We start from the raw sequence: 15,077 nt of genomic DNA, 5'->3' as shown, positions 1-15,077 counted from the left end.
GTCCGCACAAGGCATACTCGACGGGTGAGTACGAGTCCCGAGATCCGCACGCTGCCCGTTCCCGACGGCCTGGAGGGCGAGCGCGTCGACGCCGCCATCGCCCGCATGTTCGGGTTTTCCCGTACGAAGGCAGCCGAGCTGGCCGCCTCCGGAAAGGTCCAGGTCGACGGCTCCGTCGTCGGCAAGTCCGAGCGGGTCAGCGGTGGCGCGTGGCTCGAGGTCGAGATGCCCGGGGCGCCGGCGCCCGTGCAGGTCGTGGCCGAGCCCGTGGAGGGCATGGAGATCGTCCACGACGACGACGACATCGTCGTGATCATGAAGCCGGTCGGTGTGGCCGCGCACCCCAGCCCCGGCTGGACCGGCACCACCGTCATCGGCGGCCTCGCCGCCGCCGGGTACCGCATCTCCACCTCCGGCGCCGCCGAGCGCCAGGGGATCGTGCACCGCCTCGACGTCGGCACCTCCGGCCTCATGGTCGTCGCCAAGTCGGAGCGGGCGTACACGCTGCTCAAGGCACAGTTCAAGGAGCGCGTCGTCGACAAGCGCTACCACGCGCTGGTCCAGGGCCACCCCGACCCGATGAGCGGCACGATCGACGCGCCCATCGGCCGTCACCCGAACCACGACTACAAGTGGGCCGTGACCGCCGAGGGCAAGCCCTCGGTGACGCACTACGACCTGATCGAGGCGTTCCGGGCGGCCTCGCTGCTCGACATCAAGCTGGAGACCGGCCGGACGCACCAGATCCGGGTGCACATGTCGGCCCACCGCCACCCCTGCGTCGGCGACCTCACCTACGGCGCCGATCCCACCATGGCCAAGCGGCTCGGCCTGACCCGGCAGTGGCTGCACGCCGTGCGGCTCGGCTTCGAGCACCCCTCGGACGGCGGCTGGGTGGAGTTCGAGAGCACGTACCCGGCGGACCTGCGGGCCGCCCTGGACAAGATCGCGGAGGAGAGCGCGTGAGTCTCGGATACGCCGTACGGGAGGCGCTCGGTCCGGACGACCGTGACGCCTGCTTCGCGGTGCGCAGGGAGGTCTTCGTCGGCGAGCAGGACGTCCCGGCGGAGATCGAGTACGACACGTACGACGAGACCGCCGTGCACGTCCTCGCCCTCCGCGAGGACGGTCTGCCGCTCGGCACCGGCCGGCTCCTCCACGGAGCGGACGCGGCCGGCAAGACCGGCGGCGACCCGTCCGTGGGCTCCCTGGGGCGGCTCGCCGTCACGAAGGCGGCGCGCGGTCTCGGCGTCGGAGCGGCGCTGGTCCGGGCGATCGAGGAAGCGGCGCGCGTGCGCGGCCTGAAGGCCGTCGACCTCCACGCCCAGACCCACGCCCTCGGTTTCTACGAGCGGCTCGGCTACGAGGCGTACGGCCCCGAGTTCCCGGACGCCGGCATCGCGCACCGGGCGATGCGCCGGGTGCTGTAGAGCCGAGGCCCCGGGGGCCGCGCGCCCTGAGTGCCGGCCCGGGCCCGGGTCCGCGCCTTCCAGGGCAGTCTGAGCCGGGTCCGCGCCTTCCCAGGGCCGTCTGAGCCGGGGTCCGCGTTTCCCGGTGCCCGGCCCCGGTTCCGCGTTTCCCGCAGCCCTGCCCCCGCGTCCGCGGCTCACGTTTCGGGGCCCGGACGGGTCCGGCGGTCCGGCGGCGGGTCTCGCGAGCGGCGCCGCACGTCGGTTTGTCCGGATCCGCGCCCCGGCGTGGCAGGGTTGGAGCCCGATCGTCGACCGTGCCGTGAGGCCGGAAGAAGGGCGCGCCCGTGGACCAGTTGGCCCTGCTGTTCCTGCTGTTGCTAGGGGCTCTGCTCACCGTGCCGCTCGGGGAGCGGCTCGGGCTGCCGGCCCCGGTCCTGATGACCCTGATCGGGATCGGGTGCGCCTTCGTGCCGTTCGTGCCGAACGTCGACATCCCGCCCGAGTACATCCTTCCGCTCGTCCTCCCGCCGCTGCTCTACGCCTCCGTGCAGCGGACCTCCTGGCGGCAGTTCGCCGCCAACCGGCGGCCCATCTTCCTGCTCGCCGTCGCACTGGTCTTCGTCACCACGGCCGCCGTCGCCGCCGTGGCCGACGCGCTCGTCCCCGGGCTGCCGCTCGCCGCGGCCGTCGCGCTCGGCGCCCTCGTCGCGCCGCCCGACCCGGTCGCCGCGACGGCCGTCGCCGGATCGCTCGGGCTGCCCCGCCGGCTCGTCTCCATCCTGGAGGGCGAGGGGCTGTTCAACGACGTCACCGCGATCGTGCTCTACCACGTGGCCATCGGCGCGGCCGTCGGCGGGACCTTCTCCTGGACGGAGGCGGGCGCGGAGCTGGTGCTCTCCGGCGTCGTCGCCGTCGCCGTCGGGCTGGCCCTCGGCTGGCTCGGCAACAGGCTCATCGGGATCCTCGGCGAAGCCACCCTGCAGACCGGGCTCACCCTGCTCGTACCGTTCGTCGCCTACGTCCTCGCCGAGGAGCTGCACGGCTCCGGCGTCCTGGCCGTCCTCGTCGTCGCCCTGTATCTCGCCGAGCACGCCGTGGACGCCGACGACGTGATGGGCCGGCTCGCGGGGCAGACCTTCTGGCAGATCGTCGACACCCTGGTCACCGGGATCGCCTTCGGGCTGATCGGCCTGGAGCTCCACAACGTCTTCGGCACCGCGGACGCCCGGATCGGCGAGATGCTCGGCTGGGGCGCCGTCGTGGTCGGTGTCGTCGTCGGCGTACGCCTGGCCTGGCTGCTGCCCGCGACCTGGCTGGCGAAGAGGCTCCACACCTACCGGGACTACGACGAGGAGATCCCGGTGAGCTGGCGGGAGACCGTCGTCATGTGGTGGTCCGGGATGCGTGGGGTGGCCTCGGTGGCGCTGGCGCTCGCCATCCCGCTGCGGACCTACGACGGTGCGCCGTTCCCCGGCCGGGAGGAGATCGTCTTCATCGCCTTCTGTGTGATCATCGCCACCCTCGTCGTCCAGGGCCTCACCCTGCCCTGGCTGGTCAAACGGCTCGGCGTGCGGGCCGACGCGGACGCCGAGCGGGCTCTCGAGCGCGACCTGGCGTTCCGGGCGGCGAAGGCGGCCAAGCGCCGGCTCAAGGAGATCCAGGACGTCGAGGAGCTGCCCGAGGAGGTGCAGGAGCGGCTGATGCGCGGGGCCTTCGACATCGGGGCGCGGATCAGCCCGGACATGCTGGACGAGGAGCGCCGGGCGGCCTTCGCCGAACGGGCCGAGCGGGTCAAGGCGGTGCAGCGCATCCAGCGGGAGATGATGTCGGCCGCCCGGCACGAGGTGCTGTCGGCGCGCAGCGAGCCGGGCGCCGATCCGGAGGTGGTCGACCGGGTGCTGCGCCAGCTGGACGTACGCAGCATGAGGTGACCGGACCGGACGGGACCCGGGCGGGGCCGGACGAGACCGGGAGGGACCGGCCGCGGCCGGCCCGGCTCTTCCCGGCGGGCCTCAGCCGCGGCCGATGCGGGCCGGTTCGTCGCCGCCCTTCTGGTACGCGTCGGCGTTGTTGCTGTGGACCTCGGAGGGCCGCGGCGGCGGCGCGTCGAGGCGCCTTCCGGCATCCCGCGGCGCCGGTACGGCGTCGGCGACCGCGATCCGCGGCAGGGCGTGCGGGTACTCCTCGGTGAGCCAGGCGATGAGCTGTTCCCGCACGGTGCACCGCACGGTCCAGACGTCGTCCGCGTCCTTGGCCGTGACCACCGCCCGTACCTGGATGGTGCTGGGGGTGGTGTCCGTGACGGCCAGGCTCCAGTCGCGGCCGTCCCAGGCCGGGCACTCCGCCAGGATCTCCTTGAGCTTGTCGCGCATCGCGGGGACCGGGGCGAGGTGGTCCAGGTGGAAGAAGACCGTGCCGGTCATCTGGGCACCGCCCCGCGACCAGTTCTCGAACGGCTTGCTGGTGAAGTACGACACAGGCATCGTGATGCGCCGCTCGTCCCAGGTCCGAACCGCGAGGAAGGTCAGCGTGACCTCCTCCACCACGCCCCACTCGCCGTCCACCACCACCGTGTCGCCTATCCGGACCATGTCGCCGAAGGCGATCTGGAAGCCGGCGAAGAGGTTGCCGAGGGTGCTCTGGGCGGCGATGCCCGCGACGATGCCGATGATGCCGGCGGAGGCGAGCATCGAGGTGCCGATGGTGCGCAGCGCCGGGAAGGTCAGCAGCATGGCCGCCACGGCGACGACGGCGACGACCGCCGTGACGATCCGCATGATGAGGGTGACCTGGGTGCGCACCCGGCGGACCCGGGCGGGGTCACGGTTGGTGGAGGCGTACCGCGCGAAGGTCGACTCCACGACGGCGGACGCGATCATGGTCACCAGCCAGGCGCTGGAGCCGATCAGGACCAGGGACAGGCCCTGGCCGATCCCCGCCTCGTGCTCCTGGACGGGGGACCACCGGGTCTCCCGGTAGGTGCCGCGCAGGACGGCGGTGAGCAGGACGGCCTGGAGCGGGATCCGGCAGCGGCGAAGCAGACCCCACAGCGGTGTGTCGGGGTGCCGTGCGTCGGCTCGGCGCAGCAGCAGGTCGGCCAGCCAGACCACCAGCAGGGTGAGCAGGACCGATCCTCCGAGGACCAGCAAGGGGCGCACCGGGTTCATCCTCTCCTTCTGGGCTTTCCGAGGCTTCGAGGTGTCTCGGGCTCGACGGGACCGGCTGGCAGGATGGAGCGCATGGACATCATGCTTTTCCATTCGGCCTACGGTCTGCGCCCCGCTGTGGAGGCCGCGGCCGAGCGGCTGAGGGCCGCCGGGCACCAGGTTCGCGTGCCCGACCTCTTCGAGGGCCAAACCGCCGATTCCGTCGAGGCGGGGACGGAGCTCAAGGAGAAGATCGGCAAGGAGGAGCTGCTGAAGCGCGCGATCCTCGCCGCTGCTCCGTACTCGGAGCGGGGCCTGGTCTACGCCGGCTTCTCCTTCGGCGCCTCGGTCGCGCAGACCCTCGCGCTGGGCGACGACAAGGCGCGCGGACTGCTGCTGTTCCACGGCACCTCGGACATCGCGCCGAACGCGGTCGTCGACGACCTGCCGGTCCAGCTCCACCTGGCCGACCCGGACCCGTTCGAGCCGCACGACTGGCTGACGTCGTGGTATCTGACGATGCGCCGGATCGGGGCCGACGTGGAGGTCTACCGCTACCCGGGCGCCGGGCACCTGTTCACCGACCCGGAGCTGCCGGACTTCGACGAGGCGGCGGCCGAGCGGGCCTGGTCGGTCGCCCTGGCCTTCCTCGACAGCCTCCCGGACGCGTGAGAGGGCGCGGCGGGGGCTCTCCCGCCGCGCCCTCCGTCAGTGCGTGTGTCAGCCGGCGCGGTACGCCGTCCAGAAGTCGTTCATCCGCGTGACCTGGCCCGCGGTGAACTGGTACATGCAGGCGTCGTACGTGTAGTCCATGAAGTTGTGGATCGGGTCCGCACCCGCCTTGGAGGCGCAGCTGTCGCGACCGGTCGGGCACTCGTACGCCGGGCTCTTCTCGGCCGGGGTGTCCGCGACCGAGTCACCGGATCCGTTGCAGCCGCCCTGGAACGTGTGGTAGAGCCCCATCCAGTGGCCGACCTCGTGGGTCGCGGTGTCGCCCTCGTTGTAGTTGGCCGCGGAGCCGCCCGGCAGCGAGGAGTCGAGCACGACCACGCCGTCCATGGACGGGTTGGAGTTGTACGAGGACGGGAAGGTCGCCCAGCCGAGCAGACCGCCGCTGAGCTTGGCGGTGTAGAAGTTCAGCGCGCCCGCCCCGCCCTTGCGGAGGGTCTGCTTCATCTGCTTCTCGGCGGTGGAGCCGGAGGCCAGGTTGTACCAGGTCGCGTTGTCCGTGTAGTCGGTCGAGGCGAGCGTGAACTGGAAGTTGGTGTTCACGTTGCCGGTGCCCTGGCCGGCGTAGGCCGCGTTCAGGACCGCGAGCTGCTTGCTGATGTCCGTGGCGGTCAGCTTGCCCGTGGTGCCGCTGTGGATGACGTGGAAGTAGACCGGGATGTTCACCACGGCGGCGGTGGCGTTCATGCCGCTGGAGCGGGCCGACTCCAGTCTCTTCTTCAGGTCGGCGTCCATGGCCTTGGCCTGGGCGGCGGAGACCTCGTTGGGCTCGGCGGCGTGCGCGGTGGCGCCGCGGGACTTGCGGGCGCTGGAGTGGGCGTCCGTACCGTCCGCGCACTCCTCGGCGGAGAGGCCGGCGGCGGAGGTGGTGGAGGCCGGGGCCGCCGCGGGGGCGGAGAGGGGGGCCAGGGCCAGGGTTCCGGCCATGACGGCGGTGCCGAGCATACGACGTGACATACGCGGCGATATACGAACAAGAGCACGCACAGGTGACTCCTCGCGGGGGGTTGTGGAGAGGTAGTTCCTCGCCACCGCGGGGAGATTACGGGTCCATGTCAGACGTTGTTGAGCATTGATCAAGCCCAATCATCCGTGCGGCAAATCGGGTCATCGGGAAGAAAAACTTTCGTCACTTCCGGAGTTTGAGACAGTGACGTAACGAACCAGACGGCAAAGGCGGGTGGTGTGTCCGGATTCGATCGCCCGAACTCACCACCCGCCGTAGCGATGTGATCCGCTGTTAACAGAAGGGATCATGGCCGAAAATCGACCATGCGGTCATCTCGTCACACCGGCTGGTACACCCGCTCGACGCGCTGCGTTCCGTTCCGCGTCCGGTACGACCGTGCCCAGGCGGCCGTCGCGTCGGGCGACGCCTTGTCGGAGACCGTGTAGTAGTCCATCTGCGAGCGCTCGGCGGTCACGTCCAGCACGCCGTAGCCGTGGTGGTCCATGTCCACCCACTTCACATGGCGGTTGGCGGCCTTGATCGCCCCGGCCGCCACCACGGAGACCGTGCCCGGCGCCACATGGAGCAGGTCGTCGATGTTGTCCGAGGTCACCGAGGTCACCACGAACTCCGTCGCGGCCGACTGTGACAGCGGGTACGTCGCCGCCTTCACCGGGACGTCGTTGGCCCAGGCCATATGGATGTCCCCGGTCAGGAAGACGGTGTTCCGGATCGACCGCCCGGTCAGGTGGGCCAGCAGTTCCTTGCGGTCGTCGGTGTAGCCGTCCCACTGGTCGACGTTGACCGCGAGCCCCTCCTTCGGCAGGCCGAGCAGTTCGGCCACCGGGCCGAGGAGGTGGGCCGGAAGGGAGCCGAAGGCGACGGGCGAGATCATCACCGAGGTGCCGACCAGCTTCCAGGTGGCGTCCGAGCCGGCGAGCCCCGACTTCAGCCAGTCCAGTTGGGCGCGGCCGGTGAGCGTACGCTCCGGGTCGTCGACCGAGCCGCTGCCGATCGTGGCCTGCTGGGAGCGGAACGACCGCAGGTCCAGCAGATGCAGGTCGGCCAGCTTGCCGAAGCGCAGCCGCCGGTAGACCGTGCCCTCGGTGGACGCGCGGACCGGCATCCACTCGAAGTACGCCTGCTTCGCGGCGGCCACCCGCTCCGCCCACTCGCCCTCGGCGCCCGGCGTGTGGTTCTCCGCGCCGCCCGCCCAGGCGTCGTTGGCGACCTCGTGGTCGTCCCAGATCGCGATCACGGGATGGGCGGCGTGCAGCGCCTGGAGGTCGGGGTCCGTCTTGTACGTGGCGTGCCGGGTGCGGTAGTCGGCCAGCGAGACGATCTCGTGCGTGGGCTCGTGCTGCCGCACGGAGTACGCGGCATTCGGATAGGCCCCGGCCGCGTACTCGTAGATGTAGTCGCCGAGGTGGAGGATCGCGTCCAGGTCCGCGCGGGCCGCGAGGTGGCGGTACGCGGAGAAGTAGCCGGATTCCCAGTTGGCGCACGAGACCACGCCGAAACGGACACCGTCGGTCGTGGCGTCGGCGGCGGCGGTGGTGCGCGTACGGCCGACCGGGGAGACGGTGTCACCGACCGTGAACCGGAACCAGTAGGCGGTCGCCGGGCGCAGGCCACGGACGTCCGCCTTGACCGTGTGGTCGGAGGCGGCCCGTGCGGTGGTGGTGCCCCGGGCCACCGTCCTGCCGAAGGCCTGGTCCTCGGCGACCTCCCAGCCGACCGTGACGTCGGGACCGGTGGAGGAGCCGGGCACGGCGTCGGGCGTGGGGGTCACGCGCGTCCAGAGCAGGACGCCGTCGGGAAGCGGGTCGCCGGAGGCGACGCCGTGGAGGAAGACGGGGGCCTCGGTGCCCGCGAGAGCGGGGGAGGCGGTGCCCACCAGCACCGGTGCGGCGACGGCCGTGACGGCCGCGGCTTTCACGACCGTACGGCGGGTGGGGGCGGAGGATATGAAACGACTGGTCACGGGCAGTCAGATTACTGACCGGTATGACGAACAGGCAGGCGAAAACCGGAAAGTTCGCCTGCCTGTCGGCCGGTTGTCGTCCTGGTCGCGCTCTCCCGCGCGAGACGACCTAGCCCTTCAGGGCCGGAGTCAGCGCCGCGGTGAACTCGTCGACCGTCAGCGGCGGGTTCTTGCTGCCCTCGGCGGTCAGCGTCTTGCCGTCCATCTTCAGCGTCGGGGTGCCGGTCACCCCGCTCGCGTCGAACGTGGCGGACATCTTCATCGCCCAGGCGTCGAAGGTGCCGTCCTCCACGTTCTTCTTGAACTGCGCGTTGCCCTTCAGGGCCGGGACCGAGTCGGCGATCTCCAGGAGGTACGAGTCCTTGGCGAACTTGTCCTGCGTCTCCTCCGGGTGGAACTTCGTGGAGTAGAGGGCCGCCTTGAACTTCATGAACGCCTCGGGGCTCACGTCGAGCGCCGCGCCCAGGGCCGACAGCGCGTTCTTCGAGCCCTCGCCCTGCGCGGCGTTGTCGATGAACGTCGCGCCTATGTACTTGATCTTGTACTTGCCGTCGGTGACGTCCTTGTCGACCGTCGGGCCGACCTGCTGCTCGAACGTGGCGCACACCGGGCAGCGCGAGTCCTCGTAGAGCTCCAGCGTCTTGGTGGCCTCCGGCTTGCCGATGACGACCGTCGTGCCGTTCGTGCCCTCGGTGTTCTTGGGCGCGGTGATCTGGGTCGCCTTGGCCGCGGCCTCCCACGCGGAGGGCTTGTTGGACTGGACGACGATGTAGCCGGCGCCGCCGGCGACGGCCAGCACGCCGACCGCCGTCAGACCGACGACCACCTGGCGGCGGGTCTTGTCCTTCTTCGCCTGGCGCTCGCGCTCGATACGGAGCCGCTCGCGGGCGGCCGCCTTGTTGGCCTGGCTGTTGCGTGAACTCATGATCGTGATCTCCGTGAAAAGGAAGGTGGGAAAGGGACGGACGTGCTCAGGCGCCTGCGAGGCCCGAACACGGAGGTCCCCGCCGTCCGACGGAGTGCACGAGAAGCCGGGTGCGCGAGCGGCGCGGCTCCTGCGAGCGGCGCCGTCCGAGCTCGGGGGCCGGGCGTGCCCCTCCGCGGAGCGCCGCCGCCAGCAGCAGCGGCCGGAACGCGAAGGCCGCCACGGCCCGAAGGAGCCCGGCCAGCGCCCGCTCGCCGTGGCGCAGCCAGGCCGCGGCGAAGAGCCCCACCGACACGTGGGCGGCGAGCAGCAGCCACGGCAGGGCGGGGTTCGGCGAGTGCAGCAGGGCGGCCAGGCTTCCGCTCTCGGGGGCGGCCACCCCCGGCAGGTCGGTGCCCACGGCGCCGCCGCAGAGCACGTCCACGCCCACCGCCCGCAGCGAGCCGGCGACCGGGCCGCCGGCGGGCCCGTAACAGAGCGCCTGGCCCGTGGTGAAGACCGTGTCGGCCGCCAGCTCCAGCGGGACGAGCAGCCCCGCGATCGGCCCGAAGCCGCGCTCGCGGCCGGCCAGCGCGTACGCCACGGCGAAGACGCCGGCCGCGAGCAGACCGACGGCTGTCAGGGGCAGCGGGACCCGGGACAGCAGCACGTGGGAGCCGACGGACAGCGTCACGACCAGTGCCGTGAAAAGCGCCGCCCGCAGCCCCCGAAGCCGCGTCCCTGATATGTCCATAGCCTGGGAAGTGTGCCATGCCCGTCCGTAAGAGCCTCTTAAGGGCTCCCTGCGAACGCCCCTAGAGGCCCGGGATCCGGCCGTTGCGGAACAGGTCGACGAAGATCTGGTGGTCGGCACGCGCGCGTGCCCCGTACGCGTGGGCGAAGTCCACCAACAGCTCCGCGAAGCCGTCCTCGTCGGCGGCGATCGCCGCGTCGATGGCCCGCTCGGTCGAGAACGGCACCAGCGAGTGGCCGCTGGAGTCGTCCGCCGCCGCGTGCATCGTCGCCGTCGCCCGGCCGAGGTCGGCGACGGTCGCCGCGATCTCCTGCGGGTCGTCGATGTCCGACCAGTCCAGGTCCACCGCGTACGGCGAGACCTCCGCGACCAGCTGCCCCGATCCGTCGAGCTCCGTCCAGCCCAGCCACGGGTCCGCGTGCGCCTGGAGCGCCCGCTGCGAGATCACCGTGCGGTGGCCCTCGTGCTGGAAGTACTCCCGCACCGCCGCGTCCGTGACATGGCGCGAAACCGCCGGTGTCTGCGCCTGCTTCATGTAGATCACGACGTCGTTCTCGAGGGCGTCGCTGTTGCCTTCGAGCAGGATGTTGTACGAGGGGAGACCCGCCGAACCGATCCCGATCCCGCGCCGCCCGACCACGTCCTTGACCCGGTACGAGTCCGGCCGGGCCAGGCTGGACTCCGGGAGGGTCTCCAGATAGCCGTCGAAGGCCGCCAGGACCTTGTAGCGGGCGGCGGCGTCCAGCTCGACGGCCCCGGCACCGGAGGAGAAGCGGCGCTCGAAGTCACGGATCTCGGTCATCGAGTCCAGCAGCCCGAAGCGCGTCATGCCGCGGGCGTCGCGCAGCGCGTCCAGGAGCGGCCCCTCGGCCGTGTCCAGGGTGAACGACGGCACCTCGTCGTCCTTGGCGCCGGTCGCGAGCGCGTGGATCCGCTCCCGGTAGGCGGCGGCCTGGATCCGCACCAGCTCGGTGATCTGCTCGTCACTGAGGGCCTTGGCGTAGCCGATCAGCGCCAGGGAGGCGGAGAGCCGCTTGAGGTCCCAGGTGAAGGGGCCGACGTAGGCCTCGTCGAAGTCGTTGACGTTGAAGATCAGCCGGCCCGTGGCGTCCATGTACGTGCCGAAGTTCTCGGCGTGCAGGTCGCCGTGGATCCAGACCCGGCCGGTGCGCTCGTCCACGTACGGACCGCCGTGCCGCTCCCCTTCCAGGTCGGCGTAGAACAGGCTCGCGGCGCCCCGGTAGAAGGCGAAGGCGGAGCCGGCCATCTTCCGGAACTTGACCCGGAAGGCGGCCGGGTCGGCGGCGAGGAGCTCGCCGAAGGCGGTGTCGAAGACGGCGAGGATCTGCTCACCGCGCTGCGCGGCGGTGGGCTGGGGGACCGACATCGAGGGTGCCTCCTGGTGCGGGACGTGACGTATGGCTGTGCATGACAAAACGGACGGGTGATCCGTCTCTCTCAACGCGCGACGGTACCCCCGAGTGCCCGTCCCCCGTCCGGCCGCCGCCTCATACCGGGGGTCTCCGCCCGGCCGTATCCGCACCGGTCTGTCGGTCGGCCGACGTAGACTTCCAGGCTGTCCCCCCAGACTGTTTTGGAGGCCTCCCGCCGTGACCAAGCCGCCCTTCACGCACCTTCACGTCCACACCCAGTACTCCCTGCTGGACGGTGCCGCGCGGCTCAAGGACATGTTCGACGCGTGCAACGAGATGGGCATGTCCCACATCGCGATGTCCGACCACGGCAACCTCCACGGGGCGTACGACTTCTTCCACACCGCGAAGAAGGCCGGAGTGACGCCGATCATCGGCATCGAGGCGTACGTCGCCCCCGAGTCCCGGCGGAACAAGCGGAAGATCCTCTGGGGCCAGCCGCACCAGAAGCGGGACGACGTCTCCGGTTCCGGTGGTTACACCCACAAGACGATCTGGGCGGCGAACGCCACCGGACTGCACAACCTCTTCAAGCTCTCCTCCGACGCCTACGCCGAGGGCTGGCTCCAGAAGTGGCCCCGGATGGACAAGGAGACCATCTCCCAGTGGTCCGAGGGCCTGATCGCCTCCACCGGCTGCCCGTCCGGCGAACTGCAGACCCGGCTGCGCCTCGGCCAGTTCGACGAGGCCCTGAAGTCGGCCTCCGAGTACCAGGACATCTTCGGCAAGGACCGGTACTTCCTGGAGCTGATGGACCACGGCATCGAGATCGAGCGCCGGGTCCGCGACGGGCTCCTGGAGATCGGCAAGAAGCTCGGCATCCCGCCGCTGGTCACCAACGACTCGCACTACACGTACGCGCACGAGGCCACCGCCCACGACGCGCTGCTGTGCATCCAGACCGGCAAGAACCTCTCCGACCCGGACCGCTTCAAGTTCGACGGCACCGGCTACTACCTGAAGTCCACCGAGGAGATGTACGCCGTCGACTCCTCGGACGCCTGGCAGGAGGGCTGCCGCAACACGCTGCTGGTCGCCGAGCAGGTCAGCACCGAGGGCATGTTCGTCGAGAAGAACCTCATGCCGAAGTTCGACATCCCCGAGGGCTACACCGAGGTCTCCTGGTTCCGGGAGGAGACCATGCGCGGCATGCACCGCCGCTTCCCGGACGGCATCCCCGAGGACCGCATGAAGCAGGTCGAGTACGAGATGGACACGATCATCTCGATGGGCTTCCCGGGCTACTTCCTCGTCGTCGCCGACTTCATCATGTGGGCGAAGAAGCAGGGCATCGCCGTCGGCCCCGGCCGAGGCTCCGCCGCCGGCTCGATCGTCGCGTACGCCATGGGCATCACCGACCTCGACCCGATCCCGCACGGCCTGATCTTCGAGCGGTTCCTCAACCCCGAGCGCGTCTCGATGCCCGATGTCGACATCGACTTCGACGAGCGCAGGCGCGTCGAGGTGATCCGCTACGTCACGGAGAAGTACGGCTCCGACAAGGTCGCCATGATCGGCACGTACGGCAAGATCAAGGCGAAGAACGCGATCAAGGACTCCGCGCGCGTCCTCGGCTACCCCTACGCCATGGGCGACCGGCTCACCAAGGCCATGCCCGCCGACGTCCTCGGCAAGGGCATCGACCTCAACGGCATCACCGACCCCTCGCACCCCCGCTACAGCGAGGCGGGCGAGATCCGGGCGATGTACGAGAACGAGCCCGACGTGAAGAAGGTCATCGACACCGCACGGGGCGTCGAGGGACTGGTCCGGCAGATGGGCGTGCACGCCGCCGGCGTGATCATGTCCAGCGAGCCGATCGTCGACCACGCCCCGATCTGGGTGCGGCACACGGACGGCGTGACCATCACGCAGTGGGACTACCCCCAGTGCGAGTCGCTCGGCCTGCTGAAGATGGACTTCCTGGGCCTGCGCAACCTCACCATCATGGACGACGCCGTCAAGATGGTGAAGGCCAACAAGGGCATCGACCTCGACCTGCTGGCCCTGCCGCTCGACGACCCCAAGACCTTCGAACTGCTCCAGCGCGGTGACACCCTCGGCGTCTTCCAGTTCGACGGCGGCCCCATGCGGTCGCTGCTGCGGCTGATGAAGCCCGACAACTTCGAAGACATCTCCGCCGTGTCCGCCCTGTACCGGCCGGGCCCGATGGGCATGAACTCCCACACGAACTACGCCCTGCGCAAGAACAAGCAGCAGGAGATCACGCCGATCCATCCGGAGCTGGAGAAGCCCCTCGAAGAGGTGCTCGCGGTCACCTACGGCCTGATCGTCTACCAGGAGCAGGTGCAGAAGGCCGCCCAGATCATCGCCGGGTACTCCCTCGGCGAGGCCGACATCCTCCGCCGCGTGATGGGCAAGAAGAAGCCCGAGGAGCTGGCGAAGAACTTCGTCCTCTTCCAGAAGGGCGCCCGGGACAAGGGCTACAGCGACGAGGCGATCCAGGCGCTCTGGGACGTCCTGGTGCCGTTCGCCGGCTACGCCTTCAACAAGGCCCACTCCGCCGCGTACGGCCTGGTCTCCTACTGGACCGCCTACCTCAAGGCGAACCACCCCGCCGAGTACATGGCCGGGCTGCTGACCTCGGTCAAGGACGACAAGGACAAGTCCGCGGTCTACCTCAACGAGTGCCGCCGCATGGGCATCAAGGTGCTGCCGCCCAACGTGAACGAGTCGGAGTCCAACTTCGCCGCCCAGGGCGACGACGTGATCCTCTTCGGACTCTCCGCCGTCCGCAACGTCGGCACCAACGTCGTCGAGTCGATCATCAAGTCGCGCAAGGCGAAGGGGAAGTACAGCTCCTTCCCCGACTTCCTCGACAAGGTCGAGGCGGTCGTCTGCAACAAGCGGACCATCGAGTCGCTGATCAAGGCCGGCGCCTTCGACGAGATGGGCCACACCCGCAAGGGCCTGGTCGCCCACCACGAACCGATGATCGACAACGTGGTCGCGGTCAAGCGCAAGGAGGCCGAGGGACAGTTCGACCTCTTCGGCGGCATGGGCGACGACGCCGGCGACGAGCCCGGCTTCGGCCTGGACGTCGAGTTCTCCGACGTCGAGTGGGAGAAGTCCTACCTGCTCGCCCAGGAGCGTGAGATGCTCGGCCTCTACGTCTCCGACCACCCGCTCTTCGGCCTGGAGCACGTCCTGTCCGACAAGACGGACGCCGGGATCTCCCAGCTGACGGGCGGCGAGCACGCGGACGGCGCGGTCGTCACGATCGGCGGCATCATCTCCGGCCTGCAGCGCAAGATGACCAAGCAGGGCAACGCCTGGGCCATCGCCACCGTCGAGGACCTGGCCGGCTCCATCGAGTGCATGTTCTTCCCCGCCACGTACCAGCTGGTGTCCACCCAGCTCGTCGAGGACACGGTCGTCTTCGTCAAGGGCCGCCTCGACAAGCGCGAGGACATCCCCCGGCTCGTCGCCATGGAGCTGATGGTCCCCGACCTCTCGAACGCCGGGACCAACGCGCCCGTCGTCCTCACCATCCCCACGGTGAAGGTCACCCCGCCCATGATCAGCAGGCTCGGCGAGATCCTGGGCCACCACAAGGGCAACACCGAGGTGCGGATCAAGCTCCAGGGCCCGCGGAAGACGACCGTGCTCCGGCTCGACCGGCACCGCGTCCAGCCCGACCCCGCGCTCTTCGGCGACCTGAAGGTGCTGCTCGGCCCGTCCTGCCTGGCCGGTTAGGGCCCGGCCGGACAGTGCCCGGCCGGAGAGAGCCGTGCCTGGCCGGACA

The 15,077-nt window shown here is 70.2% G+C and carries 11 protein-coding genes; 5 read left to right on the top strand and 6 right to left on the bottom strand.

Annotated features, from left to right (window positions below):
• Positions 1–24: 24 nt before the first annotated feature.
• The 3 genes from ACZ68P_RS01405 to ACZ68P_RS01395 all read left to right on the top strand — a co-directional run bounded on the left by ACZ68P_RS01405 (position 25) and on the right by ACZ68P_RS01395 (position 3,343).
• A complete protein-coding gene (locus ACZ68P_RS01405; RefSeq protein ID WP_365715082.1) occupies positions 25–966 on the top strand; it encodes an RluA family pseudouridine synthase in 942 nt (313 codons plus the stop codon).
• A complete protein-coding gene (locus ACZ68P_RS01400) occupies positions 963–1,430 on the top strand; it encodes a GNAT family N-acetyltransferase (RefSeq protein WP_471000845.1) in 468 nt (155 codons plus the stop codon). The genes ACZ68P_RS01405 and ACZ68P_RS01400 overlap by 4 nt, the downstream gene beginning before the upstream one ends.
• A gap of 326 nt (positions 1,431–1,756) precedes the next feature.
• Positions 1,757–3,343: a Na+/H+ antiporter gene (locus ACZ68P_RS01395; protein ID WP_471000842.1), complete on the top strand. Its 1,587-nt coding sequence runs from the start codon at positions 1,757–1,759 to the stop codon at positions 3,341–3,343.
• An 81-nt stretch (positions 3,344–3,424) separates the two neighbouring features.
• On the opposite strand, the gene ACZ68P_RS01390 is transcribed toward ACZ68P_RS01395, so the two are convergent.
• Positions 3,425–4,579, bottom strand: coding sequence for a mechanosensitive ion channel family protein (locus ACZ68P_RS01390; protein WP_471000839.1), 1,155 nt, complete (start codon positions 4,577–4,579; stop codon positions 3,425–3,427).
• Positions 4,580–4,642: 63 nt separating this feature from the next.
• On the opposite strand from ACZ68P_RS01390, the gene ACZ68P_RS01385 reads away from it, so the two are divergent.
• Positions 4,643–5,230, top strand: coding sequence for a dienelactone hydrolase family protein (locus ACZ68P_RS01385; RefSeq protein WP_471000836.1), 588 nt, complete (start codon positions 4,643–4,645; stop codon positions 5,228–5,230).
• Positions 5,231–5,278: 48 nt separating this feature from the next.
• Here the strand turns inward: ACZ68P_RS01385 and ACZ68P_RS01380 are convergent, their stop codons facing one another.
• From ACZ68P_RS01380 to ACZ68P_RS01360, 5 genes are all read right to left on the bottom strand, one after another.
• Entirely contained in the window at positions 5,279–6,244 is a 966-nt protein-coding gene (locus ACZ68P_RS01380; protein WP_471000834.1) for a zinc metalloprotease, read from the bottom strand.
• Positions 6,245–6,573: 329 nt separating this feature from the next.
• A complete protein-coding gene (locus ACZ68P_RS01375) occupies positions 6,574–8,220 on the bottom strand; it encodes an alkaline phosphatase D family protein (RefSeq protein WP_471000831.1) in 1,647 nt (548 codons plus the stop codon).
• Between the two features lie 109 nt (positions 8,221–8,329).
• Positions 8,330–9,145 (bottom strand): DsbA family protein, encoded by an 816-nt coding sequence (locus tag ACZ68P_RS01370; RefSeq protein WP_471000828.1) that lies wholly within the window; start codon positions 9,143–9,145, stop codon positions 8,330–8,332.
• 46 nt (positions 9,146–9,191) lie between these two features.
• Positions 9,192–9,878 (bottom strand): hypothetical protein, encoded by a 687-nt coding sequence (locus tag ACZ68P_RS01365; RefSeq protein ID WP_471000825.1) that lies wholly within the window; start codon positions 9,876–9,878, stop codon positions 9,192–9,194.
• A gap of 61 nt (positions 9,879–9,939) precedes the next feature.
• Positions 9,940–11,265 carry a DUF2252 domain-containing protein gene (locus ACZ68P_RS01360; protein ID WP_365715091.1) on the bottom strand — a complete coding sequence of 442 codons (1,326 nt, stop codon included), beginning with the start codon at positions 11,263–11,265 and terminating at the stop codon, positions 9,940–9,942.
• A 223-nt stretch (positions 11,266–11,488) separates the two neighbouring features.
• On the opposite strand from ACZ68P_RS01360, the gene dnaE reads away from it, so the two are divergent.
• Positions 11,489–15,028: a DNA polymerase III subunit alpha gene (gene dnaE, locus ACZ68P_RS01355; protein ID WP_471000822.1), complete on the top strand. Its 3,540-nt coding sequence runs from the start codon at positions 11,489–11,491 to the stop codon at positions 15,026–15,028.
• Positions 15,029–15,077: the final 49 nt, after the last annotated feature.

It is taken from the genome of Streptomyces sp. NPDC036822, from assembly GCF_055609145.1.
The sequence above is the reverse complement of the archived record's forward strand: the minus strand, read 5'-3'. Positions and strand labels throughout refer to the sequence as shown.